The 24887-nt window shown below is 65.2% G+C and carries 22 protein-coding genes; 14 read left to right on the top strand and 8 right to left on the bottom strand.

The window, feature by feature from the left end; genetic code table 11:
* Positions 1-105: 105 nt before the first annotated feature.
* A complete protein-coding gene (locus tag J6525_RS29825) occupies positions 106-957 on the bottom strand; it encodes an SDR family NAD(P)-dependent oxidoreductase (RefSeq protein ID WP_225647320.1) in 852 nt (283 codons plus the stop codon).
* A 193-nt stretch (positions 958-1150) separates the two neighbouring features.
* Between J6525_RS29825 and J6525_RS29820 the strand changes: the two genes are divergently transcribed.
* Positions 1151-2647: an aldehyde dehydrogenase family protein gene (locus tag J6525_RS29820; protein WP_225647319.1), complete on the top strand. Its 1497-nt coding sequence runs from the start codon at positions 1151-1153 to the stop codon at positions 2645-2647.
* 289 nt (positions 2648-2936) lie between these two features.
* Here the strand turns inward: J6525_RS29820 and J6525_RS29815 are convergent, their stop codons facing one another.
* Complete coding sequence (locus J6525_RS29815) at positions 2937-3320, bottom strand: winged helix-turn-helix domain-containing protein (protein ID WP_016846469.1); 384 nt, start codon at positions 3318-3320, stop codon at positions 2937-2939.
* A gap of 161 nt (positions 3321-3481) precedes the next feature.
* Between J6525_RS29815 and J6525_RS29810 the strand changes: the two genes are divergently transcribed.
* The 3 genes from J6525_RS29810 to J6525_RS29800 all read left to right on the top strand — a co-directional run bounded on the left by J6525_RS29810 (position 3482) and on the right by J6525_RS29800 (position 6982).
* Positions 3482-4609: an alkene reductase gene (locus J6525_RS29810; protein WP_225647318.1), complete on the top strand. Its 1128-nt coding sequence runs from the start codon at positions 3482-3484 to the stop codon at positions 4607-4609.
* A gap of 62 nt (positions 4610-4671) precedes the next feature.
* Positions 4672-5187, top strand: coding sequence for a GFA family protein (locus tag J6525_RS29805; RefSeq protein ID WP_225647317.1), 516 nt, complete (start codon positions 4672-4674; stop codon positions 5185-5187).
* A gap of 130 nt (positions 5188-5317) precedes the next feature.
* Positions 5318-6982, top strand: coding sequence for a thiamine pyrophosphate-binding protein (locus tag J6525_RS29800; RefSeq protein WP_225647316.1), 1665 nt, complete (start codon positions 5318-5320; stop codon positions 6980-6982).
* Positions 6983-7263: 281 nt separating this feature from the next.
* Here the strand turns inward: J6525_RS29800 and J6525_RS29795 are convergent, their stop codons facing one another.
* Positions 7264-8649 (bottom strand): LLM class flavin-dependent oxidoreductase, encoded by a 1386-nt coding sequence (locus J6525_RS29795; protein WP_225647315.1) that lies wholly within the window; start codon positions 8647-8649, stop codon positions 7264-7266.
* A 237-nt stretch (positions 8650-8886) separates the two neighbouring features.
* Here J6525_RS29795 and J6525_RS29790 point away from each other — a divergent pair, with 237 nt between their 5' ends.
* From J6525_RS29790 to J6525_RS29780, 3 genes are all read left to right on the top strand, one after another.
* Entirely contained in the window at positions 8887-10266 is a 1380-nt protein-coding gene (locus J6525_RS29790) for a M20 family metallopeptidase (RefSeq protein WP_225647314.1), read from the top strand.
* Between the two features lie 265 nt (positions 10267-10531).
* Complete coding sequence (locus J6525_RS29785) at positions 10532-11821, top strand: MFS transporter (RefSeq protein ID WP_225647313.1); 1290 nt, start codon at positions 10532-10534, stop codon at positions 11819-11821.
* A 247-nt stretch (positions 11822-12068) separates the two neighbouring features.
* On the top strand, positions 12069-12914 hold the full coding sequence (locus J6525_RS29780) for an IclR family transcriptional regulator (protein WP_092086729.1): 846 nt from the start codon (positions 12069-12071) through the stop codon (positions 12912-12914).
* Positions 12915-13141: 227 nt separating this feature from the next.
* Here the strand turns inward: J6525_RS29780 and J6525_RS29775 are convergent, their stop codons facing one another.
* The 3 genes from J6525_RS29775 to J6525_RS29765 form a co-directional block, all read right to left on the bottom strand.
* Entirely contained in the window at positions 13142-14650 is a 1509-nt protein-coding gene (locus tag J6525_RS29775; protein WP_028341157.1) for a tripartite tricarboxylate transporter permease, read from the bottom strand.
* Positions 14651-14656: 6 nt separating this feature from the next.
* The gene (locus J6525_RS29770; RefSeq protein WP_225647311.1) at positions 14657-15142 is read right to left on the bottom strand and encodes a tripartite tricarboxylate transporter TctB family protein; all 486 of its coding nucleotides are present in this window, start codon (positions 15140-15142) and stop codon (positions 14657-14659) included.
* Between the two features lie 105 nt (positions 15143-15247).
* Positions 15248-16213, bottom strand: a complete 966-nt coding sequence (locus J6525_RS29765) for a Bug family tripartite tricarboxylate transporter substrate binding protein (protein WP_038384272.1) — start codon at positions 16211-16213, stop codon at positions 15248-15250.
* Positions 16214-16599: 386 nt separating this feature from the next.
* Here J6525_RS29765 and J6525_RS29760 point away from each other — a divergent pair, with 386 nt between their 5' ends.
* The 7 genes from J6525_RS29760 to J6525_RS29730 all read left to right on the top strand — a co-directional run bounded on the left by J6525_RS29760 (position 16600) and on the right by J6525_RS29730 (position 22294).
* On the top strand, positions 16600-17016 hold the full coding sequence (locus J6525_RS29760; protein WP_225647309.1) for a hypothetical protein: 417 nt from the start codon (positions 16600-16602) through the stop codon (positions 17014-17016).
* On the top strand, positions 17013-17876 hold the full coding sequence (locus J6525_RS29755; RefSeq protein ID WP_225647307.1) for an alpha/beta fold hydrolase: 864 nt from the start codon (positions 17013-17015) through the stop codon (positions 17874-17876). Before J6525_RS29760 ends, J6525_RS29755 begins: the two co-directional genes overlap by 4 nt.
* A gap of 30 nt (positions 17877-17906) precedes the next feature.
* A complete protein-coding gene (locus J6525_RS29750; RefSeq protein ID WP_225162203.1) occupies positions 17907-18824 on the top strand; it encodes an amino acid ABC transporter substrate-binding protein in 918 nt (305 codons plus the stop codon).
* A gap of 151 nt (positions 18825-18975) precedes the next feature.
* On the top strand, positions 18976-19707 hold the full coding sequence (locus tag J6525_RS29745; protein ID WP_050385176.1) for an amino acid ABC transporter permease: 732 nt from the start codon (positions 18976-18978) through the stop codon (positions 19705-19707).
* A gap of 2 nt (positions 19708-19709) precedes the next feature.
* Entirely contained in the window at positions 19710-20402 is a 693-nt protein-coding gene (locus J6525_RS29740; protein WP_225162205.1) for an amino acid ABC transporter permease, read from the top strand.
* 69 nt (positions 20403-20471) lie between these two features.
* The gene (locus J6525_RS29735) at positions 20472-21203 is read left to right on the top strand and encodes an amino acid ABC transporter ATP-binding protein (protein WP_057015476.1); all 732 of its coding nucleotides are present in this window, start codon (positions 20472-20474) and stop codon (positions 21201-21203) included.
* Between the two features lie 230 nt (positions 21204-21433).
* The gene (locus tag J6525_RS29730; RefSeq protein WP_225647305.1) at positions 21434-22294 is read left to right on the top strand and encodes a D-amino-acid transaminase; all 861 of its coding nucleotides are present in this window, start codon (positions 21434-21436) and stop codon (positions 22292-22294) included.
* A gap of 242 nt (positions 22295-22536) precedes the next feature.
* On the opposite strand, the gene J6525_RS29725 is transcribed toward J6525_RS29730, so the two are convergent.
* The gene (locus tag J6525_RS29725; RefSeq protein WP_057015474.1) at positions 22537-22995 is read right to left on the bottom strand and encodes a carboxymuconolactone decarboxylase family protein; all 459 of its coding nucleotides are present in this window, start codon (positions 22993-22995) and stop codon (positions 22537-22539) included.
* A 27-nt stretch (positions 22996-23022) separates the two neighbouring features.
* The gene (locus J6525_RS29720) at positions 23023-24639 is read right to left on the bottom strand and encodes an MDR family MFS transporter (protein ID WP_225647298.1); all 1617 of its coding nucleotides are present in this window, start codon (positions 24637-24639) and stop codon (positions 23023-23025) included.
* Positions 24640-24887 lie beyond the last annotated feature (248 nt).

The raw sequence follows: 24887 nt of genomic DNA, 5'->3' as shown, positions 1-24887 counted from the left end.
TAGCCGCGTAGGATGGGTGGAGCGAAGCGATACCCATCAAATAGCTGGCCGCGGGAGAGATGATGGGTTTCGCTTTGCTCTACCCATCCTACGATTCCCCGCGGCTCACTTCCCCTTCACGAACGCGGCGAACGCATCGCCGTAATCCGGATGCCAGCGCGACAGCGGCGGGCGGTTCTCGACGATGTCGCCGGCGGCCCACAGGATGCGGCGTTCGTCGAGCGCGCGCGGCACGTCGTTGTCGGGGCAGAGGATGTAGAAATCGCCGGCATCGAGGCGTTCGATCATGAAGTCGATGGTCTGCTCCGCTGTCCAGGCGCCGGCCGGCTTCTCGGTGCGGCCGCGGGCGGTCAGCCCGGTGAAGACAAAGCCCGGGATCAGGAGATGCGCCGTGATCTTGCAGCCGTCGGTGTTGCGCAGCTGGTGCTGCAGCGCTTCGGTGAATGCCTTCACGCCGGCCTTGGAAACGTTGTAGGCCGGATCGCCCGGCGGCGTGGTGATGCCCTGTTTGGAGCCGGTGTTGATGATCAGCCCCGGCCGGCCGCGCTTGATCATGTTGGGCGCGAACGCCTGCGTGCCGTTGATCACGCCCCATAGATTGACGCCAAGGATGCGCTGCCAATTGTCCGCGGGCCCGAACATCGCACTGCCGGGCTGGATGCCGGCATTGTTCATCAGGATGTCGGTGCCGCCGAACTTTTTCGCGACCGCGGCCTCCAGGCTTGCGACCGCGTCGGCGCGGCTGACATCGACCGCTGCCGTCATGATATCAGCCGCGCCGCCCGGCGCCGCAGATGACAGTCTTGTCGCAGCGTCCTTCAGCCGGTCGTCGCCGAGGTCGGCGATGCAGACCTTCATGCCGGCCTGCGCGAACCGCAATGCGGCGGCAAGCCCGATGCCGGACGCACCGCCGGTGATCACGGCAACATGATTGGCTGATATCACGGGGTGGGGCATCGGTGGTCTCCGGACACATGTGTGGCTGAGGTTCAGTCGCTATCGTACCATGCACGCGCGCGCATGGGAGGTTTTCGTGCGCGCCGCCCTGATCAACGCCAGCTCGGCTTTACGGTTTCGCGCTCGCGCTGTAGAATTCGGGATATAACGCTTCCAAAAGACCCCAGCCGACAATTTGACAGGGAGTGCAAACATGGCTGTTTCGCAGGCTATTCCGATCACGCGCCATCCTTATGCCGATGGCTCCTACAAGAAGATGCTGATCGACGGCAAATGGGTCGACGCCGCCTCCGGCAAGAAGTTCGAGACGCACAATCCCGCGACCGGTGAATTGCTCGCGTCGGTCGCCGAGGGCGATGCCGAGGACATCAACCGTGCGGTCGCGGCGGCGCGCCGCGCGTTCGAAGGGCCCTGGAGCAAGGTGAAGCCGTTCGAGCGGCAGAACATGTTGCTCAAGCTCGCCGAACTCGTCGAAGCCAATTTCGAGGAACTGTCCCAGCTCGACACGCTCGACATGGGCGCACCGATCAGCCGGACCCGCGGCAACCGCCTGCGCGCGCTCGGCATGCTGCGCTACTATGCCGGCCAGGCCACCGCGATCCATGGCGAGACCATCGAGAACTCGCTGCCCGGCGAGATCTTCTCCTATACGCTGAAGGAGCCGATCGGCGTGGTCGGCGCCATCATTCCCTGGAACGGGCCGCTGACCGCCTCGATCTGGAAGATCGGCCCCGCGATCGCGACCGGCTGCACCGTGGTGCTGAAGCCGGCCGAGGAATCGCCGCTCACCTCGCTACGCATCGGCGAGCTCTGCATGGAGGCCGGCATTCCGCCCGGCGTCGTCAACGTCGTGCCGGGCTATGGCGAGACCGCGGGCGCCGCGCTCGCCTCGCATCCGGATGTCGACAAGGTCGCCTTCACCGGCTCGCACATCACCGGCCAGTCGATCATCCGTGCCTCGGCCGGCAACCTCAAGCGCGTCTCGCTCGAGCTCGGCGGCAAGTCGCCGGACATCGTGTTCGCCGACGCCGATCTCGACGCGGCGGTGCCGGGTGCGGCGATGGCGGTGTTCGCCAATTCCGGCCAGATCTGCAGCGCCGGCACGCGGCTGTTCGTCGAGCAGAAGGTTTATGACGAATTCGTCGGCCGCGTCGCCGAGTTCGGCAAGAAGCTGCAGGTCGGCAACGGCCTCGACCCCAACACCCAGATCGGTCCCCTGGTGTCGCAGCAGCAGATGGACCGCGTCTCGGGCTATCTCGACATCGGCCAGAAGGAAGGCGCCAAGGCGCTTGCCGGCGGCGGCCGCCTCGCCGAGGGCGCGCTGTCGAAGGGCTATTTCGTGCAGCCGACCGTGTTCGCCAATGTGCAGGACAACATGCGCATCGCGCAGGAGGAGATCTTCGGCCCGGTGATCTCGGCGATCTCGTTCAGGGATCCGGACGAGCTGATCAAGCGCGCCAACGCCACCACCTTCGGCCTCGGCTCGGGTGTCTGGACCACCAATGTCAGCAAGGCGCACCAGGTCGCCAAGGCGCTACGTGCCGGCTCGGTCTGGGTCAATTGCTACCAGGCGATGGATCCGGCGGTGCCGTTCGGCGGCTACAAGATGAGCGGCTACGGCCGCGAGTCCGGCAAGCAGCACGTCGAGGAGTATCTCAACGTCAAGGCGGTCTGGATCAAGACAGCTTAGGGCTGGTCCCGCTGTTTCTCTTCACCTCTCCCCGCCTGCGGGGAGAGGTCGGATTGCATCGCCAGATGCAATCCGGGTGAGGGGGTACGGGTCTCGATGCTCGGCGTGCTCGCGGAGCGAAGCCCTCACCCCAACGTTCGCATGATTTCGGAATATTAGAATAATACCCTTGATTTGCCCGACGCGTCAAGCTGCGTTGTCGAACGCCGGCCGCCGCCGGCTCCTTTGCATGGGGTTGTTTTCGATATTTTTCGTAAGCGCCCCGTGCTGCGGCCGCCGGTTCCTGCGTTTAGCGTCCGGCGGCCTTCTTCGGCTTGCCGATGTCGCTGCGCAGCGCCTCGAGATCCTTGCGTACGGCGCTTGCCGCGTCGCGCTCGATCTTGCGGTAGCGTGCCACCAAGGAGAGGCCGAACGGGGTCAGCACCGCGCCGCCGCCATTCTTGCCGCCGGTCTGCCGTTCCACCGCCGCCTGCCGGCAGATGCGGTTGATCTCGTCGACCAGGTCCCAGGCGCGCTTGTAGCTCATGTCCATGGCGCGGCCGGCGGCGGAGATCGAGCCGCATTCCTTGATCCGCTCAAGCAGCAGGATCTTGCCCGGCCCGATCCGGTCCTCGGCATCGAGGTCGATGCGGACGCTGAGGGAGGGGAGCGATGAGGCGCTCGATTTCGACATGGGAGACCTGTTCTCGTGGCAACAGATTGCCACTACCCGCTTTCATGAACAAGATGAACCCGTTAGATAACGGGCATGATCCGGAAAAGTGGGTACCGGTTTTCCGGGCGGATCATGCCCGGACTACAACGGGAAATGACACAAGATTAATTGGGGCAGGCATGAATCCTCCGTCGCTGTTCTCTCCGCTCAAGATCGGTCCCTACCAGCTCGAACATCGCGTCGTGATGGCGCCGCTGACGCGGATGCGGGCGGCGCGGCCGAGCCTCGCGCCGCGGCCGATGAACGCGGAATATTACGCGCAGCGCGCCACGCCGGGCGGCCTGCTGATCGCGGAGGCCTCGCCGGTGGTTGCGACCGGCTTCGGCAATCCCGGTGTTCCCGGCATCTATAGCGAGGCCCAGATCGCGGGCTGGCGCGAGGTGGTGGATGCCGTGCACGCCAAGGGCGGCTTGATCTTCCTGCAACTCTGGCACGTCGGCCGCGTCTCGCATTCCTCGTTCCAGCCGGGTGGCGCGCTGCCGGTGGCGCCGTCGGCGGTGGCGATCCCGTCCGAGTTCAAGTGCATGACGGCGGACGGCAAGGTGGTCGATTACGAGACGCCGCGCGCGCTCGAGACCGACGAGGTCGCCCTGATGGTCGAGGCCTATCGGCAAGGCGCGAAGAACGCGCTCGCCGCCGGCTTCGATGGCGTCGAGGTTCACGGCGCCAATGGCTATCTGATCGAGCAGTTCCTGCAGTCGCGCAGCAACCTGCGCACCGACCGGTACGGTGGCTCGATCGAGAACCGCGTCCGCTTCCTGATGGAAGTGACGCAGGCGGTGACCGAGGTCTGGGGCGCCAGCCGCGTCGGCGTCCGGCTCTCGCCCTACGGCATCGCCAATGGCAGCGGCGAGGCTGACCCGATGCCGCTCTACAGCCACGCCATCACGGCGCTCGACAAGCTCGGGCTCGCCTATCTGCATTTCATCGAGCCGCGCGCCTCGGGCACCGGGCGTGCCGAGGTCGACTGGCAGAACGTGCCGTCCGCGATGGTGCTGTACCGCCCGATGTGGAGCGGCGTGCTGATCACGGCCGGCAATTTCGTCAGCGAAACCGCACAGAGCGCGGTCGCCGAAGGTCATGCAGATGCGATCGCGTTCGGCCGCTACTTCATCTCCAACCCGGACCTGCCGCGCCGACTGCAGCGCGGCTATCCGCTGACCAAGTACAACCGCGCCACCTTCTATGCCGGCGAGGAGAAGGGCTACACGGATTATCCGGTGCACGACGAATTGGCGCAGGCTTAACTCTTCGTAGCCCGGATATCGCTTCGCTCGTCCGGGCTACAGTGCCTTGATGGGAGACCGCGATGTTTCCGGACGACGAGTTCGAGCCGACCAAGAAGCCAAAGCCAGTGGCGCTGGCGAAGCCCGCGGCCGGCCAGTGCCTGTGCGGCAAGGTACGCTTCGAGATCGATGTGCCGGCGCGCTGGGCCTGGCATGATCACAGCGCCGCCAGCCGTCGTGCGCACGGCGCGGTTTATGCGACCTATGTCGGCAGCTGGAAGAAGCGCTTCCGCATCACGCAGGGCGAGAGCGAGCTGTCGCGTTACGAGGACGCGAAAAGCAAGACCGCGCGCAGCTTCTGCGCCAATTGCGGCACGCCCATCATCTACGAACGCGCGCGGTCGCCGCACATGGTCAACATCCCGCGCGCGCTGTTCTCCGGGCGCACCGGCCGGCAGCCGCTCTATCACATCGCGATCGAGGAAGTGCAGGAATGGGCCTACACCGGCGAGCCGCTGGTGCCGCTGAAGGGCTATCCCGGCGTGGTCTGGCAGCGCTCGAAAAAGAAGAAGCGCAGCGAGCGTGAGGGGATGTTCTAGCGAGTGCTTCACCTCAGGCGCGCGCCTGCGGAATGCGGCCATGACCGCCCGCTCGATTGCTCCAGCTGCGCAAGTTTGGTCATCTCCCTCGATCCCCGTCGGTCAACGCGCCGACAGGCCTGGAGGGAACATGAAGAATCGCATTACCGGCCGCTCGGCATTTTTGGCGCTGCTGAAGGATGAGGGCGTCACCCATCTGTTCGGCAATCCCGGCACCACCGAATTGCCGATCATGCACGCGCTGAAGGACCATCCCGATCTCACCTATGTGATGGCGATGCAGGAGAGCCTGGTGGTCGCGATGGCCGATGGCTTCAGCCGCGCCTCCGGCAAGCTCGTCGCCTGCAACGTCCATGTCGCGCCGGGCCTCGGCAACGCGATGGGCTCGCTCTACAATGCGAGCTTCACCGGCACGCCGCTGATCCTCACCGCTGGTCAGCAGGAACAGGGCCATGGTCTGACCGAACCGGTGCTCTACGGTCCGCTGGTGCAGATGGCGACGCCGCTGGTGAAATGGGCGGTCGAGGTGACGCGCCTCGAAGACCTGCCGCGGATCGTGCGCCGCGCCGCCAAGATCGCGACCACGCCGCCGACCGGGCCGGTGTTCATCTCGCTGCCCGGCGACATCCTCAATTCCGAAGCCGGCATCGAGCTCGGCCGCTCCACCCGGATCGACACCCGGGTGAGGCCGTCGGAGGATTCGCTCAAGGCGCTGGCCGCGCGCATCCTGAAGGCGGAGCGACCGGTGATCGTCGTCGGCGACGAGATCGTGAAAAGCGATGCGCTGCGCGAGGCGGCCGATCTCGCCGAGACGCTGGGCTGCCCGGCCTGGCAATCGCCGACGCCTTATGGTTCGCATTTCCTGTCTGAAAGCCCAAGCTTCATGGGCGCGATCGCGCGGCTGCAGAAGGTCGCGCGCGACGTGCTGGCACCGCATGATCTGTTGATCGCGCTCGGCGGCGATCCGCTGCGGATGTCCGTTTACAGCGAGGCCGATCCGTTGCCGGACGGGCTCTCGATCGTGCAGGTTGGCCTGGTCGACAGCGACCTCGCCAGGAACTACGGCGCCGAGATCGCGGTGAAGGCGGATGTGAAGGAAACGCTGCGCGCGCTGGTGCCGGCGTTGAAGGAAGCCGGCGGCGGCGCGCTGGAGACGCGTGCCAGGCAGGGACTCGCGGCCTTGTCGACCAAGAACTGGGCGGCGAAGCGCAAGGCGCTGGTCGAGCAGATCTCGAAGGCGAGCCAGACCTCGCCGATCGATCCGGACTGGCTCGCGCTGCAGGTCGTGGAGGCGATGCCCGACAACGCGATCCTGGTGGACGAGGGCCTGACCTCGTCGCGCCAGATCATCGGCTTGAGGCCGCATCGCGACCGCTACGGCTATCACGCGCTGGCATCCGGCGGCATCGGCTGGGGCCTGCCGGCCGCGGTCGGCGTCAGCCTCGCCAATCCAGAGCGTCCGGTGGTGTGCTATTCCGGCGACGGCTCGTCGATGTATTCGATCCAGTCGCTGTGGACCGCCGCCAATCACAAGCTGCCGCTCAACTTCGTCATCGTCAACAATGGCGGCTACCGCATCATCAAGCAGCGCCTGCTCGCCTTCCACGGCGACGACAATTATGTCGGCATGGACTTCATCGATCCGCCGGTCGATTTCACCGCCCTCGCACGCTCGCTCGGGCTCGAGGCGATCAAGGTCACCGACCCGCAGGAGCTGAAAGGCGTGATGAAGTCGGCGTTCAGCCGCCCGGGTGCGAAGCTGATCGAGGTGGTGGTGAGCAATGCGGTGAATTGAGATTTCGCTGCGTGCTCAATCCATCCCCGTCACCCTGAGGAGCGCGAAGCGCGTCTCGAAGGGTGCACGGCCCGGCCGGTGGCCGTCGATCCTTCGAGACGCGCGCAAGAGCGCGCTCCTCAGGATGACAGGATGGGCAGATGTGTGTGCCGCGTCATTGCGAGGCGCGAAGCGACGAAGCAATCCATGATCCCGCATATGCGGAACGATGGATTGCTTCGCTGAGCCTGTCATCCGGCGGCGCTTCGCGCCGACCGGGTGGCTCGCAATGACGGCGCGGATCACTCCGCCGCAGCGCTACGCTTCACCCGATACCGACTCGCCGGATGCGTCGCATCGAGCCTCGCACGCCCTGCGCCGAACAGCTTCTCCCGCAAGGTGCCCTTGGCATACTCCCGCTTGTAGCGGCCGCGCTTGACGAGCTCCGGCACCAGCATGTCGGCGATGTCCTCGAAATCGCCGGGTGAGATCGCAAACGCGACGTTAAGGCCGTCGACGTCGGTGTCCTCGAACCATTGCTCGATCTTGTCGGCGACCTGCTCGGGCGAGCCGACCACCACGGGGCCGGCGCCGCCGATGCCGACATGCTCGGCGACCTCGCGCACGGTCCAGACCCGGTCGGGATCGGCGCGGGTGACGTTGTCCATCGCGGAGCGGCCGGCGTCGTTCTGCACGTGCCGCACCTCCTGGTCGAGCGAATAGGTCGAGAAGTCGACGCCGGTCCAGCCCGACATCAGCGCCAGCGCGCCCTCATGGCTGATGTGGCTGCGATACTCGGCGTACTTCGCTTTCGCCTCTGTCTCGGTCGGCGCCACCACGACGCACATCATCGAGAACATCAGGATCTCGGCCGCGTTGCGGCCTTTCGCGGCGGCGAGCTCGCGGATCGCCGAGACGCGTGGGCCGATCACCTTCGCCGACGGTCCCGACATGAACACGCATTCGGCGTGCTCGGCGGCGAACTGCCGGCCGCGCGGCGAAGTGCCGGCCTGGTAGAGCACCGGCGTGCGCTGCGGCGACGGCTCCGACAGGTGGATCGCGTTGAGTCGGTAGTTGTTGCCGTCATGGTGTACCGGATGCACCTTGCTCGGATCGGTGAAGATGCCGCGCGCGACGTCGCGGATCGCGGCGTCATCCTCCCAGCTGCCTTCCCAGAGCTTGTAGACCAGCTCCATATATTCGTCGGCGAGCTCGTAGCGGTCGTCATGCGCGGTCTGCTTGTCCTTGCCGGCGCCGCGCGCGGCGGAATCGAGATAGCCGGTCACCACGTTCCAGCCGACCCGCCCACCGGTCAGGTGGTCGAGCGTCGACATCCGCCGCGCGAACGGGTAGGGCGGCTCGAAGGAGAGATTGCTGGTGACACCAAAGCCGAGATTTTCGGTCACCGCCGCCATCGCTGGAATCAGCATCAACGGTTCGTTGGCCGGGGTCTGCGCCGCGTTGCGCAGCGCCGCATCCGGATTGCCGGCATACACGTCGTAGACGCCGAGCACGTCGGCGAGGAACAGCCCGTCGAATCGGCCGCGCTCCAGCGTCTTCGCCAGATCGATCCAGTAGGACAGCTTGTTGTAGTCCTTGGTGCGGTCGCGCGGATGGGTCCACAGACCCGGCGACTGATGCGCCACGCAGTTCATGGCAAAGGCGTTGAGCCGGATTTGTTTTGTCATTGTCGAAACCTTGGTCGAAACCTTGCGCGCCGCTTCGAATGCTGCCCGGTCGATGCCGGGCGTCCCGCTTCAACTTGTTGCGACTTCCCACGTTTTGGCAAGGCCCATTCGCATTTCGCGCCCTTCCGGTCGCGAGCCGATCCCGATAGGTTGCGCCCCTCCAGAAGCATGATCGGGACGCAAAGCGTGGCGTTCCGGTGCGATCATGCCAAGACGCGACCGGACGAAGGAACAATCATGGCGACACGGGCCGACGCAATCGCAAAGGTGCGAGAGCATTTTCAATCGGGAGAGTTCTTGAAGGAACTGGACCGCAGGGTCGGCTACCAGACCGAGAGCCTGAATGCCGACAAGGCCGATGCGCTGCGCGCCTATCTGGTGGAGAATCTGCAACCGGCCTTCGCCGAACTCGATTTCAAGACCCACCTGATCGAGTCGCCGACCGGCCGCGGGCCCTATCTGATCGCCGACTATCAGGAAGACGCTTCGCGGCCGACCATGCTGACCTACGGCCACGGTGACGTCGTCGACGGCATGGTCGGCGAATGGCGCGACGGGCTCAATCCCTGGCAGACCACGGTCAAGGGCGAGCGCGTCTATGGCCGCGGCACCGCCGACAACAAGGGCCAGCATTCGATCAACATGGCGGCGCTGCGTGCGGTGAAGCAGGCGCGCGGCGGCAAGCTCGGCTTCAACGCCAAATTCATCATCGAGACCGGCGAGGAGATCGGCTCGCCCGATCTGCGCGAGGTCTGCGAGGCGCATCGTGAGGAGCTGAAGGCCGACCTGTTCATTGCCTCCGACGGGCCGCGGCTGTCGGCGGAGCGGCCGACCATCTTCCTCGGCTGCCGCGGCGGCAACCGCATCCATCTCGACGTCAATCTGCGCGAGGGCGGCAACCATTCCGGCAATTGGGGCGGCGTGCTCGCCAACCCCGCCACGATCCTGGCGAGCGCGATCGCGAGCCTGGTCGACGGCAAGGGCCGCATGAAGCTCGATATCCTGAAACCGCCGCCGATCTCGAACCGCGTCCGCGCCGCGCTCGCCGACGTCGAGGTCAAGCCGACGGCGGACGAACCGGCGCTGGCGGAAGATTGGGGCGAGGAGGGCCTGACCGCGGCGGAGCGGCTCTATGCATGGAACACGCTGGAAGTGCTGGCGATGTCGTCGGGCAATATCGACAAGCCCGCCAACGCGATTCCCGGCAAGGCCAATGCGGTGCTGCAGCTCCGCTTCGTCGTCGGCACCCGGCATCTCGAGGTAATCGACGCGGTGCGGGACTATCTGCACAAGAACGGTTTCCCGATGGTCGAGGTCTCGGGCACGCAGCGCTTCGCCGCCTCGCGCACCGACATGGACAGCCCGTGGATCGACTGGGCGGCGAACTCGATCCGCGCCACTACCGGCAAGGCGCCGGCGGTGCTGCCGAACTTCGGCGGCTCGCTGCCGAACGACGTGTTCGCCGAAGGCCTCGGCCTGCCGACGATCTGGGTGCCGCATTCCTATCCGGGCTGCTCGCAGCACGCCCCCGACGAGCACATCCTGCTGCCGGTGACCGAGGAGGCGCTGACCATCATGGCCGGCCTGTTCTGGGACCTCGGCGAGGCAAAGCGTTAAGGTCGAAGGACGGGCGCGCTTTTTCCCCGTCATCCCCGCGCAAAGGCTTCGCCTTTGTCGCTGGAGGTGCGAGCGGAGCGAGCCTCGAAGGATGCGCGGCCCGCCGGTGGCCGTCGATCCTTCGAGACGCGGCTGACGCCGCTCCTCAGGATGACGGGGAAGATGTGAATGGCCGGGCTTAGGCGAGCGGACGCAACGCCGTTCTTCGAACGATAAGCCCGGATGCAACGCGTTGAAAGAGTGCCGACACGGCCAAGGAAATTTGATGACACTATCGACATCGACGCCGCTTACCTCCGAAGCCGACGCCACCACGAAGAAAAACATCACCCGCCTGATCGTCGCGACTTCGGTCGGCAATGCGCTCGAATGGTACGACATCTCGGTCTATGCCTATTTCGCGGTGTATCTCTCCAAGGCGTTCTTCCCGGCCAATGATCCGACCACCTCGCTGCTGTTGACCTTCGGCAGCTTCGGCCTGTCGTTTCTGATCCGCCCGATTGGCGGCGTCGTGCTCGGCGCCTATGCCGACCGGCACGGCCGCAAGGCCTCGCTGATGCTGTCGATCGTGCTGATGACGCTGGGCACGCTGGTGCTGGCGCTGATGCCGACCTATCAGACCATCGGCATCCTGGCGCCGATCGCGGTGCTGCTGGCACGGCTGGTGCAGGGCTTTTCCGCCGGCGGCGAGTTCGGCTCCTCGACTGCGTTCCTGGTCGAGCACATGCCGGAGCGGCGCGGCTTCGTGGCGAGCTGGCAGTTCGCGAGCCAGGGCGTCAGCGGGCTGCTGGGCGCGGGCTTCGGTGCACTGCTGACCTCGCTGATGAGCCCGGAGGATTTGCAGTCCTGGGGCTGGCGGCTGCCGTTCCTGTTCGGCGTTCTGATCGGCCCGGTCGGCATCTACATCCGCAACCATGTCGACGATGCGACCCCGCCGCCGGCGGCGAAGCAGGAATCGCCGGTCAGGGAAGTGCTCGCGCGGCAGAAGCTCGCCACGATGCTCGCGATCGGGGCGCTCGCGGTATCGACCGCGGTCAACTATTTGATCGTCTACATGCCGACCTATGTGGTGAAGACGCTCAACCTCGCGCCGTCGGTCGGCTTCATCGCCTCGTTCGCCGCGCAGACCGCGGTTGCGCTGCTGGCGCCGATCGCAGGCATGGTCTCCGACAAGATCGGACGCACCACCCACATGATCCTGTTCGCGCTGCTGTTGCTGGTGTCGATCTTCCCGGCCTTCCTCTTGCTCACCGGCAAGCCGACGCCGATGATCATCCTGATCGGCGTGCTCTGGCTCGGCGTCCTGAAGTCGCTGTACTACGGGCCGCTCGCCGCGCTGATGTCGGAACTGTTTCCGGCGGCGACGCGTGCGACCGGGCTCGGTCTCAGCTACAATATCGGCGTCACCTTGTTCGGCGGCATGGGGCCGGCGATCATGACCTGGATGGGCGGCTTCGCGCCGATCGGCGAGCTCGCGCCGGGCTACTATCTCACCGCGGTCTGCATCCTCAGCCTCTGTGCGCTGTTCACGATCCGCAGGCTGCGGCTGGCGTAGCGCATGATCCGAAAAAGTGCGAAGCGGTTTTTCGAAAGGATCATGCTAAGCGCATCAGATTTCGTGATGCGAAATTCAAATATCCTTATTGTTGCACAGCAGCGTAGATAGTCGAAATCAAAGTTTCATCTGACGAAAGTATACGGTGTCCGGCGCACGTCATCCGTCCTAGGATGATGTCCGCCGGGCGCGTCTAAACGTCGTGCCCGGTTCAGGATTTGGAATTGACGGCAAGGAAGGCCAGGGCATGAATGCCTCAACGACTGCGACCGCACGGACCAGCCGCAAGAGGCCACTGCCGGAGCCCGGACAACCCGACAAGTTTAACGCGATCCAGAAGGTCTGTGCGATCCTGCGCGTGCTGGCGCAGCGTTCGCCGCTGCGGCTCACCGACATCGCCGACACCACCTCGCTGAACAAGGCGACGGCGCTGCGCATTCTCAATTCGCTGATCGAGGAAGGCTTCGTCAGTCGCGTCGCCGGCGCCAAGACCTATGAGCTCGGCCAGGAGGCGCGGGTGATGGCGGTCGGCGCGCGCCGTTCGGTCGACATCGCCGAGCTGGCGCAGCCGAGCCTGCTCCGGCTGTCGGAGCGCTCGGCCGATACCGCGCTGCTGTCGGTGCGATCCGGCGTCGAGGCGCTCTATCTGGCGCGCTCGGTCGGCAACCATCCGCTGCAACCGAACTATCTGCAGATCGGCAGCCGCCGTCCGCTCGGTGTCGGCGCCGGCGCGCTGGCGCTGCTGGTCTGGCTGCCGGATGCCGAGATCGAGGCTGTGATCGAGGTGATCGTGCCGCGGCTGGCGAAATCGCCGCGCATCACGCCGAAGTTCCTGCGCGAGCGGATCGCCATGGCGCGCAAGGCCGGCCACACCGTGCTGATCGACGCCGCGTTCCCCGGCATGGGCGGCGTCGGCGTGCCGGTCCGCGACGATGCCGGCGAGGTGGTCGCCGCGCTCTCGATCGGCGCCGCGTCCGACCGCATCCGCCGCCGCGAAGGCGAGCTCGCCGACATGCTGAAGAAGGAAGCCCAGGTGCTGGCCCGCGCCCTGGCCCAGGCGCCGAAGAACGGGCGGGGTGTGAAAGCGGGTTGAGCTGCCATTTCGCCTCTCCCCGCGCGCGGGGAGAGGCCGCAACGCATCGTCAGATGCGTTGCGGGTGAGGGGAGCCTCCGCAGATACTGCTATCACCGTGTTTGCGGAGGCAGCCCCTCACCCCAACCCTCCAAGAGCGAGCTCCGCTCGTCTCGACCCCGTAAGAACGGGGCGAGGGAGCGCAGTGCCGATGCGGCTGCTTCTCAACCCGATCCAGCCTCGCTCTCCTACGCCCCCTCATCCAGCGCCACCAGCTCGCGCTTCTTGCGCAGCGAGGGCAGCAGCGGGCCGACCAGCAGTACCAGCGCAAAGGCGAGGCAGATCGCCGAGATCGGCCGCTCCACGAAGGTCATGAGGTCGCCCTGCGAGAGGATCAGCGATTTGCGCAGATTGTTCTCCAGCATTGGCCCGAGCACGAAGGCGAGCACCAGCGGCGCCGGCTCGTAGCCGAGCTTGCGCATGAAATAGCCGATCACGCCGAACGCGATCATGACGTGGACGTCGAACACGTTGTTGCTGGAGCAGTAGACGCCGATGATCGTGAACAGGATGATCAGCGGGAACAGCACGTTGTAGGGCAGCCGCAGCAGCTGCACCCACATGCCGATCATCGGCAGGTTGAGCACCAAGAGCATCAGGTTGCCGATATACATGCTGGCGACGATGCCCCAGAACAGCGTCGGGTTCTGCGAAATCATCAGCGGCCCCGGCTGCAGGCCGTGGATCACGAAGGCGCCGAGCAGCAGCGCCATCACCACGTTCGGCGGGATGCCGAGCGTCATCAGCGGAATGAAGGCGCCGCCGGCCGCGGAATTGTTGGCCGATTCCGGCCCCGCGACGCCCTCGATCGCGCCGTGGCCGAAGCGCTCCGGATGCTTCGAGAGCCGCTTCTCCAGCGCGTAGGAGGCGAACGACGCCACCACGGCGCCGCCGCCGGGCAGGATGCCGAGGAAAAAGCCGAGCACCGTGCCGCGCGCCACCGGCCCGGCGCTGGCCTTCCAGTCCTCCTTGCTCGGCAGCAACTGGTTGATCCTGGTCTTGATGATGTCGCGCTTGATCGCCTGCTCGGTGTTGAGCAGCACCTCGGCGACGCCGAACAGGCCCATCACGACCGGCACGAGGCCGATGCCGTCGATCAGCTCGAGGCGGCCGAAGGTCAGCCGCGGCTGCGCGGTGATGCTGTCGAGCCCGACCAGGCCGAGCACGACGCCGATGCAGGCCATCAGCAGCGCCTTGGCCATCGAGCCCTGGGTGAGGAAGGTCAGCACCACGAGGCCGAGCACCATCAGGCTGAAATATTCGGCCGGCCCGAACGCGATCGCGACGCTGGCGAGCGAGGGCGCCACCAGCATCAGGGCGATCAACGCGAAGGTGCCGGCGATGAACGAGCCGAACGCGGAGATGCCGAGCGCGGGGCCGGCGCGGCCCTGCTTCGCCATCTGGTGGCCGTCGATGCAGGTGACGACGGAAGCCGCTTCGCCGGGGATGTTGACCAGGATCGAGGTGGTCGAGCCGCCATACATCGAGCCGTAATAGATGCCGGCCATCATGATGATGCCGGACTCCGGCGTGCCTGACAGCGTCACCGGCAGCAGCAGCGACATCGCCGAGATCGGGCCGATGCCGGGCAGCACGCCGACCAGCGTGCCGATGAACACGCCGATGAAGCAGTAGAGCAGGTTGATCGGCAGCAGCGCGACGCCGAGGCCGTGGGCGACGTTGACGAGAGTATCCATGGGCGCTCAACCGATCTCGAACATGCCGCTCGGCAGCTGGATCGCGAGCAGGTGCTTCAGCACCCACCACATCCCGAGCGGGGCAAGGATGGACAGCGGGATCGCCAGCGACCAGCGCACCGGATCGATCACGCGGAGCAGCAACAGCATCAGCGGGATCGCCGACAGCAGGAAGCCGAGCGGCTCCAGCGCAAAGACGAACGCGGTGAGGCAGACGATGACGAGCACCGGCTTGCCCCAGCGCGCATTCTCCCAGCGCGAGGCGAAGGTCGGGCCGCCCTCGGTGATCGCCGCGATCATGATCGAGGCCGCGAACACGCACATCAGGATGCCGGTGTAGAACAGCACGTAGCCGGAGCCGGGATCGTTGATGGTGCCGAGCTTCAGCTTGAGGCCCGACCAGATCACGAAGGCGCCGAGCCCGAGCCCGATCAGCCCGCCCCAGAGCTCGGAGTTGTTAAGGCGGAATTTGACGTTGGTTTGGTCTGTCATGGGATGTGCTCTCGTCAAGTCGCGAGGTGGGGCATCGACCTATCCCCGTCATTGCTTCGTCGCTTCGCTCCTCGCAATGACGGACGGAGACTTCGCGGCCAGTCCTTACTTCTTCGCCAGCCCGAGCGTGTCGATCACCTTGCGCTCGGACTCGGTGACCTCGCCCACGAACTTCTTGTAGTCTTCGGTGTTCTTGTAGTTCGGCACCATGTCGTATTTGGCGAGCGTCGCGATCACCGCCGGGTCCTCGATCGCCTTCTTGAAGGCATCGTGCAGCTTGGCGACGATCTTGGGGTCCATGCCCTTGGGGCCGGCGATGCCGAACGGCGAGTCATAGACCATGGGGTAGCCGAGCTCCTTCAGCGTCGGCACGTCGGGATAGTTCGGCGAGCGCGCGCCGGTCCACACCATCAACAGGCGGAGCTTGCCGGCATCGACCAGCGGCCGCCAGCCGGTGGAATCCGCCTGCAGCATGGTGTGCTGGCCGAGCACGGCCGCATTGGTCTCGGCGCCGCCCTTGAACGGCACCTGGGTCAGCTTGATCCCGGCCATCAGGGCGATCTGCTCCATGCCGACATGCAGCGAGGTGCCGGTGCCGGGCGTCGCATAGGTCACCTTGCCCGGGTTCTTCTTGGCGAAATCGACCACGTCCTGCCAGGTCTTGAACTGCGACTCCGCGTTGGTGGTGACGCCGAAGGTGTAGCCGGTGAGGTGAATGATGTAGGAGAAATCCTTCGCCGGATCCCAAGACACCTCCTGCATCAAGGGCAGGCGGAACACGGTGATCGGGATCTGGGCGATGGTGTAGCCGTCGGGCTTGGCGCCGGCGGCCATCGTCGCGGGGCCCACGGTGCCGCCGCCGCCCGCCTTGTTGTCGACCGCGATCGGCTGGCCCAGCACCTTGGAGGCGCTCTCGGCGATCGCGCGCATCGAGATATCGGTCGAGCCGCCCGCCGGCCATGGCACGATCAGCGTGATCGGCTTGGTCGGATAGTCCTGCGCGAGCGCCGCTGTTGACACCAGCATGCCGGCGGCGGCGAGCAGGACCATCAAGCGATTGCGGTGCGACATCTCGATCTCTCCCTTATGACCGCGTTCGATCGCGGCCGCGTCTTGTTCGGTGTTGGCAATGATCGTCCCTGTATGCTGGGACCGAGCGCATTGGACAGAACGGGGCGGGCAACGGAAGCGCGAATTGCGCTCGAAGCGCCGGCTGCGACAATTGGTCTGCCGCGATTTGGCGCGACCTGCCGAGCCGCGGAATTCAATCGGCCTTTGGTCGGACGGATTGGCCGTTCCTGGCACTGTGCCGGGAGGGCGCGGCGTGTGCGCGCCTGACCGGCAAGCCGGGTTTGGTCAAGCGAATAATCAAGGGAACCCAAAGGCATCGGCGCCTTGCGGGATTGCGCGCTTGCCGTCATCATGGCTCCGCCCGCTGCAGGAACGCCGCCCGACAGATGACGCCATCGCCTGACGCCACCGACGACGCTGTGACGAGGGCGTTTGCCGGCCTTCCCGCATTGCTCGACGAGGCCCCTCGGCTGGTTGCGCGCGGGCGGTTGCTCGATTGCGACTGCCTGATCGGCCCGATGGCGCGGCCGTTTCACGCCGCGATCCGCGCCGGGCGCATCGTCGAGCTTAAGCCTTCGCCGGTCCTGATGCGCTCCTGGCGCTTTTCCTATCGCGCGACCCCGCAGGCCTGGTCCGCCTATTGGCAGGCCGAGCCGAAGCCCGGCTGGCACGATCTGTTGGCGCTGACCAAGCGCGCCGAGGCCGTGCTGGAAGGCGACCTGCATCCCTTCATGGCGCATCTGCAATACTTCAAGGACCTGCTGGCGCTGCCGCGGCAGCATTTCGCGGCGGCCGTATCATGAGCGGCAAGATCATGAACGGTCACATCGAGCCGATGGTCGGCCGCTACGTTCACGTCGAGATCGGCGGCGAACTGCACCGCATCTATTTCGAGGAGAACGGCACGGGCATTCCGCTGGTCTGCCTGCACACCGCGGGATCGGATGCGCGGCAATGGCGCCATCTGCTCGCGGATACGCAATTTGCCGAAAATTTCCGCATCATTGCCTTCGATATGCCCTGGCATGGCAAGTCGAATCCGCCGATGAGCTGGACCGGCGATGAATACCAACTCACCACTGCGCGCTACACTGAGACCATCCGCGCTTTCTGCCGTGCGCTGCGGCTGGAGAAGCCTGTGGTGATGGGCTGCTCGATCGGCGGCCGCATCGTGCTTAACCTTGCGATCGAATATGCCGCCGAGTTCCGCGCGCTGATCGGGCTCGAGGCTGCCGATTTCCAGGCGCCGTGGTATGACACGAACTGGCTGAACCGGCCGGATGTTCACGGCGGCGAAGTCTGCGCCGCGCTGGTGTCCGGGCTGATCGCCCCGCAAAGCCCGGAGCCTGCGCGGATGGAAACGCTGTGGGCCTACAAGCAGGGCGGCCCCGGCGTGTTCAAGGGCGACCTGTATTTCTACCGTGTCGACGGCGACCTGCGCGGCCGGGTCGCGTCAATCGAGACTAAAGTATGCAACCTCTATCTGCTTACGGGCGAGTATGATTTCTCGTGCACGCCTGAGGACACGAGGCGGACGGCAGCGGCAATAGGGGGCGCCAGCGTCACGATCATGGAGCGGCTCGGTCATTTTCCGATGAGCGAGAATCCGGAACAGTTTCGCCGCTATATCGCACCCGTCCTCGCTGATATTCTCACGCACTAGAACGACCGTTTCCACGCAAGGAGTAGACGTATGACACGCAATTATCTGATCGGCTTCGCGCTCGCCGCCGCGCTGGGCGCGAGCCAGGCGCAAGCCCAGGAGCTGACCGGCACGCTGAAGAACATCAAGGACACCGGCGCGATCACGCTCGGCTACCGCGACTCCTCGATCCCGTTCTCCTATCTCGACGACAACCAGAAGCCGGTCGGCTACGCCATGGACATCTGCTACAAGATCGTCGATGCCGTGAAGAAGGAGCTGAAGCTCGACAAGCTCGAGGTCAAGCTCAACCCGGTGACCTCGGCGACCCGTATTCCGCTGATGGCCAACGGCACCGTCGACCTCGAATGCGGCTCGACCACCAACAATGCCGAGCGCCAGAAGCAGGTCTCCTTCACCAACAGCCACTTCCTGACCGCCAGCCGCTACGTCACCAAGAAGGCGAGCAAGATCAATTCGATCGACGATCTGAAGGGCAAGACGGTGGTCTCGACCGCCGGCACCACCAACATCAAGCAGCTGACCGAGGCCAACCTCGCGCGCGGGCTGAGCGTCAATATCATCCCGGCCAAGGATCATGCCGAGGCCTTCCTGATGGTCGAGACCGATCGCGCGGTCGCCTTCGTGATGGACGACATCCTGCTCGCGAGCCTCGTCGCCGGCTCGAAGTCGCCGGATGACTACGTGATCTCCAAGGACGCCTTCTCCAAGCCCGAGCCCTACGGCATCATGCTGCGCAAGGACGACGCGCCGTTCAAGAAGGTCGTCGACGCCGCAACCGCCGCGCTCTACACCAGCGGCGAGGGCCAGAAGATCTATGACAAGTGGTTCACCCAAAAGATCCCGCCGAAGGGCCTCAATCTCAACTCGCCGGCTGGACCGGAGATGAAGAAGCAGTTTGCGAAGCCGTCGGACTCTCCGGATCCGGATGCCTATCTGGTCAACTGACCGCTGCGTATGACCCGTCGCCCCTTTTGGGAGGGGGTCCTGAAAGTTAGCATGTCCGGCCATTTTTGGAGGAGAATGGCCGGACATTTGCATAGACGCCGCGCGCGATGCCGGCGTAATGGCGTGACCGGCACGGCCGCGTGGGGGACCTGTGAACTACAATTGGAACTGGCACATTTTCCTTGAGCCGAACCCGATGGGGACCGGCACCTATCTCGACCTGTTGCTGTCGGGGCTGGTGGTCACCGTCAAGGTGTCGGTGCTGGCCTGGATCATCGCGCTGGTGTCCGGCTCGGTGATCGGCGTGCTGCGCACGCTGCCGTCGCGGACCGCGTCGTGGATCGGTTTCTGCTGGGTCGAGTTCTTCCGCAACATGCCGCTCTTGGTGCAGCTGTTCCTGTGGTTCTTCGTGCTGCCCGAATTGTTGCCGCGGTCGGCCGGGCTCTGGCTGAAGCAACTGCCGAATGCGCCGTTCTGGACCGCCGCGATCGGCGTCGGCTTCTTCATGTCGGCGCGCGTCGCCGTGCAATTGCAGGCCGGCATCACCTCGCTGCCGCGCGGGCAGAAGCAGGCCTCGACCGCGCTCGGCCTCACCACGGTGCAGACCTATCGCTACGTGCTGCTGCCGATGGCATTCCGCATCATCCTGCCGCCGCTGACCTCCGAATTCCTCAACACCATCAAGAACAGTGCGGTCGCCATCACCATCGGCCTGATCGAACTGACCGGCCAGGCCCGCTCGATGCAGGAATTCTCGTTCCAGGTGTTCGAAGCTTTCACGGCGGCGACCGTGCTCTACCTGCTCCTCAATTTCGTCGTGGTGACCGCGATGCGCTTCCTCGAGCGCTATGTCGCGATCCCCGGCTACATCACGGGCAAATGACGATGATCGGCAGTTTCGATTTCGACGTCATCCGCCGCTCGCTGCCCTACCTGTTCCTGGAGGGCATGCGCTTCACGCTGACCTTGACCGCGCTCGCAGCGTTCGGCGGCCTGGTGTTCGGCACCCTGATCGCCCTGATGCGGCTGTCGAGCTACAAGGTGCTCGGGCGCATCGCGGGCTTCTATGTCGACTTCATCCGCTCGCTGCCGCTGGTGCTGGTGATCTTCTGGTTCTACTTCCTGGTGCCGTATATCGGGCAGTGGCTGACCGGCGCGTCGCGGCCGATCACGGTCGGCGCCTTCGCCTCCTCGCTGATCACCTTTATTGCGTTCGAGGCGGCGTATTTCTCCGAGATCATGCGCGCCGGCATCCAGTCGATCTCGAAGGGCCAGCCGGCCGCGGCCAGCGCGCTCGGCCTGACCTACGCGCAGTCGATGCGCTACGTCGTGCTGCCGCAGGCGTTCCGCAACATGCTGCCGGTGCTGCTGACGCAGACCATCGTGCTGTTCCAGGACACCTCGCTGGTCTACGTGCTGTCGATCCCGGATTTCCTCGGCGCCGCCAGCAAGGTCGCGCAGCGCGACGGCCGCCTGGTCGAAATGTATCTGTTCGCCGCGCTGGTCTACTTCGTCATTTCCTGTATCGCGTCCTACGGCGTTCGCCGCCTGCAGGCGCGCATTGCCATCGTTCGCTGAGGCATGACCCGGAAAAGTGGGAACCGGTTTTCCGACAAGGTCATGCCTAAACAAAAAAGCTGAGCCATCATGATCGAGATCAACCACGTCAACAAATGGTACGGGCCGAGCTTCCAGGTGCTGAAGGACTGCACCACCAGCGTCGCCAAGGGCGAGGTGGTGGTGGTCTGCGGCCCGTCCGGCTCGGGCAAGTCGACCCTGATCAAATGCGTCAATGCGCTGGAGCCGATCCAGGGCGGCGACATCACGCTCGACGGCGTCAAGGTCAACGATCCCAAGACCGACCTGCCGAAGCTGCGTTCGCGCGTCGGCATGGTGTTCCAGCATTTCGAGCTGTTTCCGCATCTGCGCATCATCGACAATCTCCGCCTCGCGCAGGAGAAGGTGCTCGGCCGCAAGTCTGAGGACGCCACCGCCAAGGGCATGAAGCTTCTGGAGCGCGTCGGGCTGAAGGATCACGCGAAGAAGTTTCCCGCCGAGCTGTCCGGCGGCCAGCAGCAGCGCGTCGCGATCGCCCGTGCGCTGGCAATGGACCCGATCGCCATGCTGTTCGACGAGCCGACCTCGGCGCTCGATCCGGAGATGATCAGCGAGGTGCTCGACGTCATGGTCGACCTCGCCCGCGAGGGCATGACCATGATGGTCGTGACCCACGAAATGGGCTTCGCCAACAAGGTCGCCGACCGCGTCATCTTCATGGACCGCGGCGAGATCGTCGAGGACGCCAAGAAGGCCGACTTCTTCGGCACGCCGCGCAGCGACCGCGCGCAGAAGTTCTTGTCGAAGATCTTGCAGCACTGAGGGGCGGCGCATTGGCCAAACCCGTCATCCTGAGGAGCGCGTAGCGCGTCTCGAAGGATGCACGGCCACCAGCCGGGCCGTCGACCCTTCGAGACGCGCGCAAGGGCGCACTCCTCAGGGTGACGGTAGTGGATTTACGCAGTTCACGGGCGCCGTCGGGAGGGTTTTCCCCCGTTAACAATTTGCGTATACGAAGGCCTGAAACCCCCTTCGTCCGCAGGAGAACTCGCGTGGAAAAGATCGCTTACGTCAACGGCTCGTTCGTGCCGCATTCGGAGGCCAAGGTCTCGGTCTTCGACCGCGGATTCCTGTTCGCCGATGGCATCTACGAGGTGGCGGCGGTGCTCGAGGGCAAGCTGATCGACAACGCCTCGCATCTGGCGCGGCTCAACCGTTCGGTCGGCGAGATCCAGCTCGCGCTGCCGGAGACGCTGGAGCGGATCGAGGAGATCCAGAAGGAGCTGGTTGCGCGCAACGACCTCGTCAACGGCATGGTCTATCTCGAGGTCACCCGCGGCGCCGACAAGGGGCGCGACTTCGCCTTCCCGAAAGCCGACGTCAAGCCGACGCTCGTGATGTTCACCTCGGAAAAGGACATCATCAACGCGCCCTCGGCCAAGACCGGCATCAACGTCATCACGGTGCCTGACATTCGCTGGGAGCGGCGCGACATCAAGAGCGTGGCGCTGCTGGCGCAGGTGCTGGCCAAGCAGGCGGCCGCCGCGGCCGGCGCCGGCGAAGCCTGGATGATCGAGGACGGCAAGGTCACCGAGGGCGGCTCGTCCTCGTCCTTCATCGTCACCCAGGACGATGTCATCGTGACCCGGCAGAACGGCAACGAGATCCTGCCCGGCTGCACCCGCAAGGCGGTGGTCAAGCTCGCCGAGGAACGCCAGCTGCGCATCGAGGAGCGCGCCTTCACGATCGAGGAAGCGCTCGCCGCCAAGGAAGCCTTCATCACCAGCGCTTCCGTGTTCGTGCAGGGCGTGGTCGCGATCGACGGCAAGAAGGTCGGAGGCGGCAAGGTCGGCCCGATCACCGACCGCCTGCGCGAGATCTACGTCGAGTTCGCCCGCGCGACGGCGGTTTGACACTGCCTAGGGTGGGTTAGCGCAGCGTAACCCACCGACTTTGCTCACCGCGGAGAGAATGGTGGGTTACGTCTTCGGCTAACCCACCCTACGGTCTGCGCATCGCCTTGGCACCGTCACCCTGAGGTGGCCGCTTCTTCAGCGGCCCTCGAAGGGTCGACGGCCCGTCTGTGGCCGTGCATCCTTCGAGACGCCTGCTGCGCAGGCTCCTCAGGATGACGGGGATGGATCGTCCGCGCTGCTCACGCCGCCGCCTTCGCCTTCACCGGATGCACCGCGCGGAAGCCGATGGCGATCCGGTTCCAGGCGTTGATCGCGCCGATCAGCGTGGTCAGGTTGACCAGCTCGCTGTCCGAGAATTGGGCGCGCACGGCCTCATAGTCGGCGTCGGGCGCATGCGTCTCTGACACCAGCGTCAACGCTTCGGTCCAGGCCAGTGCCGCGCGCTCGCGCTCGCTGTAGAGCGGGGATTCGCGCCAGGCGTTGAGCAAATAGAGCCGCTGCTCGGTCTCGCCGTGCTTGCGGGCATCCTCGGTGTGCATGTTGATGCAGTAGGCGCAGCCGTTGATCTGCGAGGCGCGGGTCTTGACCAGCTCGATCAGCGATTGCTCGAGGCCGCTCGCAGCGATCTGGTTTTCGACCGCGACCAGCGCTTTGATGGTCTCGGGTGCGGCCTGGTAGAAGTTCATGCGGGGCTTCATGGTCGTTCTCCGTGGTTGTGGCTTGGGTTAGTGCGCACCGCCGCCAGCGAGCTGGCCCGGCTTCTTCAGGAAGAGTGTCGCCGCGAGTGCGATGATCAGCGCGACGCCGAGCAGATAGAAGGTATCACTGAAGGCGAGGATGTAGGCCTGCTTCTGCACGACCTTGCCGATCGCCGCGATTGCGCGGTGGGCGGCCGCGGCCTGGTCGGCGACGCCGTGGTTCATGAAATACTGCGTCAGCTGCTCAATCCGGTTGCGCGTGGCCTGTTCCAGCAGCGAGACCGACTGCATCAGCACGTTGGAGTGATATTGCTCGCGCTTGGTCAGCAGCGTCTGCAGCACGGCGATGCCGACCGCGCCGCCGAGGTTGCGCATCATGTTGAACAGCGCGGAGGCCGAGCCCGCATTCCCCAGCTCGATGCCCGCGGTCGCAACCGCAGACAGCGGCGCCATCACCAGCGCCTGGCCGATGGCGCGGACGATGTTGGGCCAGAACAGCTGGTCGGTGGCGTAGTCGTTGGTCATGAAGATGTTCATGAAGTTGGAGCCGGCGAACAGCGCGAAGCCGACGCCGATGATGATGCGGGGGTCGAAGCGCTGCATCAGCCGCGGCACCAGCGGGATCAGCACGAGCTGCGGCAGCCCGGTCCAGGCCAGCACCATGCCGATCTGCTCGGCATTGTAGCCCTGGATGCGCGCGAGGTACTGCGGCAGGATGAACACCGAGCCGTACAGCGCGATGCCAAGCAGGAAGTTGGCCAGCATGCCGAAGCCGAAATTGCGGCGGGCGAGCAGGCGCAGATTGAGCAGCGGCTTCTCCACGGTGAACTCGACGATCAGGAAGGCGGCCAGCGCGACGGCGGCGATCACCGACAGGCGGACGATGAAGGGCGAGCCGAACCAGTCGCCCTTGTTGCCTTCCTCCAGCACGGTCTGCAGCGCGGCGAGGCCGATCGCCATAGTGATGATGCCGAGCCAGTCGCCCTGGCGGATCAGCGACAGCTTCATCGGGCTCGGATCGAGCGAGACGTAGAGCATCGCGATCATCACGGCGCCCGGCACCAGGTTGACATAGAAGATGTACTGCCAGCCCCAGTTCTCGGTGAGGTAGCCGCCGATGGTCGGGCCGATCGCGGGCGCGAACGTCGCCGACAGCGCGAACAGCGCGAGCCCGATCGGCTGCTTGGCCTTCGGCAGCAACGTGATGATCAGCGTGAACGCCATCGGGATCAGCACGCCGCCCGTAAAACCCTGCACGGCGCGCAGCGCGATCATCTGCGGCAGGTCCTGTGCCAGCGCGCACGCCGCCGAGAACACCAGGAACAGGAACGCGTTGGTGAGCAGATAGATGCGCACCGAGAACACCTGCGCGAGCCAGCCGGAGAGCGGGATCACCACGATCTCGGCGATCAGATAGGAGGTCGAGATCCAGCCGCCGTCGTCGATCCCGGCGCCGATCGCGCCTTGCACATCGGCGAGCGAGGCGTTGACGATCTGGATATTGAGCACGGCCATGAACGCGCCGAGCGTCGCCCCGATCACCGCGATCCAGGTTTTCGTGGGGATCGCAGGCGCCGCCGGCGCTGCGGGGCCGGGGAGCGCGGCGGCGTTCGCTGCGTCGGCTGTGGGCTGAAGTGCGGTCATCGAGGTCGTCCTTGCTGCACAAGATGTATTAGGCGGCCGGTTTCGATAATCCGAGAAAGACTGGAAGGATTGTCCGGTAGAGGTTGATAATCGGGGCTGTTACGACGCGCGACGCAGATCCTTCGTCTGCCAGCCGTCAGTTTGTGAGATGGGCACGCCTGTCAGGCTCCCTCTCCCGCTAGCGGGGGAGGGAGCCTGACAGGCGTGCCCATCTCACAAACTGACGGCTGGCAGACGAAGGATCTGCG

Source organism: Bradyrhizobium australafricanum (assembly GCF_020329495.1).
Taxonomy (GTDB): Bacteria; Pseudomonadota; Alphaproteobacteria; order Rhizobiales; family Xanthobacteraceae; genus Bradyrhizobium; species Bradyrhizobium australafricanum.
The sequence above is the reverse complement of the archived record's forward strand: the minus strand, read 5'-3'. Positions and strand labels throughout refer to the sequence as shown.

Excerpts from the sequence above, each read along its gene's own strand:
- J6525_RS29720 (WP_225647298.1), bottom strand. The coding sequence starts at position 24,639 with ATGACCGCACTTCAGCCCACAGCCGACGCAGCGAACGCCGCCGCGCTC.
- J6525_RS29800 (WP_225647316.1), top strand. The coding sequence starts at position 5,318 with ATGAAGAATCGCATTACCGGCCGCTCGGCATTTTTGGCGCTGCTGAAG.
- J6525_RS29805 (WP_225647317.1), top strand. The coding sequence starts at position 4,672 with ATGTTTCCGGACGACGAGTTCGAGCCGACCAAGAAGCCAAAGCCAGTG.
- J6525_RS29780 (WP_092086729.1), top strand. The coding sequence starts at position 12,069 with ATGAATGCCTCAACGACTGCGACCGCACGGACCAGCCGCAAGAGGCCA.
- J6525_RS29775 (WP_028341157.1), bottom strand. The coding sequence starts at position 14,650 with ATGGATACTCTCGTCAACGTCGCCCACGGCCTCGGCGTCGCGCTGCTG.
- J6525_RS29795 (WP_225647315.1), bottom strand. The coding sequence starts at position 8,649 with ATGACAAAACAAATCCGGCTCAACGCCTTTGCCATGAACTGCGTGGCG.
- J6525_RS29785 (WP_225647313.1), top strand. The coding sequence starts at position 10,532 with ATGACACTATCGACATCGACGCCGCTTACCTCCGAAGCCGACGCCACC.
- J6525_RS29790 (WP_225647314.1), top strand. The coding sequence starts at position 8,887 with ATGGCGACACGGGCCGACGCAATCGCAAAGGTGCGAGAGCATTTTCAA.
- J6525_RS29825 (WP_225647320.1), bottom strand. The coding sequence starts at position 957 with ATGCCCCACCCCGTGATATCAGCCAATCATGTTGCCGTGATCACCGGC.
- J6525_RS29810 (WP_225647318.1), top strand. The coding sequence starts at position 3,482 with ATGAATCCTCCGTCGCTGTTCTCTCCGCTCAAGATCGGTCCCTACCAG.
- J6525_RS29765 (WP_038384272.1), bottom strand. The coding sequence starts at position 16,213 with ATGTCGCACCGCAATCGCTTGATGGTCCTGCTCGCCGCCGCCGGCATG.
- J6525_RS29735 (WP_057015476.1), top strand. The coding sequence starts at position 20,472 with ATGATCGAGATCAACCACGTCAACAAATGGTACGGGCCGAGCTTCCAG.
- J6525_RS29820 (WP_225647319.1), top strand. The coding sequence starts at position 1,151 with ATGGCTGTTTCGCAGGCTATTCCGATCACGCGCCATCCTTATGCCGAT.
- J6525_RS29760 (WP_225647309.1), top strand. The coding sequence starts at position 16,600 with ATGACGCCATCGCCTGACGCCACCGACGACGCTGTGACGAGGGCGTTT.
- J6525_RS29755 (WP_225647307.1), top strand. The coding sequence starts at position 17,013 with ATGAGCGGCAAGATCATGAACGGTCACATCGAGCCGATGGTCGGCCGC.
- J6525_RS29725 (WP_057015474.1), bottom strand. The coding sequence starts at position 22,995 with ATGAAGCCCCGCATGAACTTCTACCAGGCCGCACCCGAGACCATCAAA.
- J6525_RS29815 (WP_016846469.1), bottom strand. The coding sequence starts at position 3,320 with ATGTCGAAATCGAGCGCCTCATCGCTCCCCTCCCTCAGCGTCCGCATC.
- J6525_RS29770 (WP_225647311.1), bottom strand. The coding sequence starts at position 15,142 with ATGACAGACCAAACCAACGTCAAATTCCGCCTTAACAACTCCGAGCTC.
- J6525_RS29750 (WP_225162203.1), top strand. The coding sequence starts at position 17,907 with ATGACACGCAATTATCTGATCGGCTTCGCGCTCGCCGCCGCGCTGGGC.
- J6525_RS29740 (WP_225162205.1), top strand. The coding sequence starts at position 19,710 with ATGATCGGCAGTTTCGATTTCGACGTCATCCGCCGCTCGCTGCCCTAC.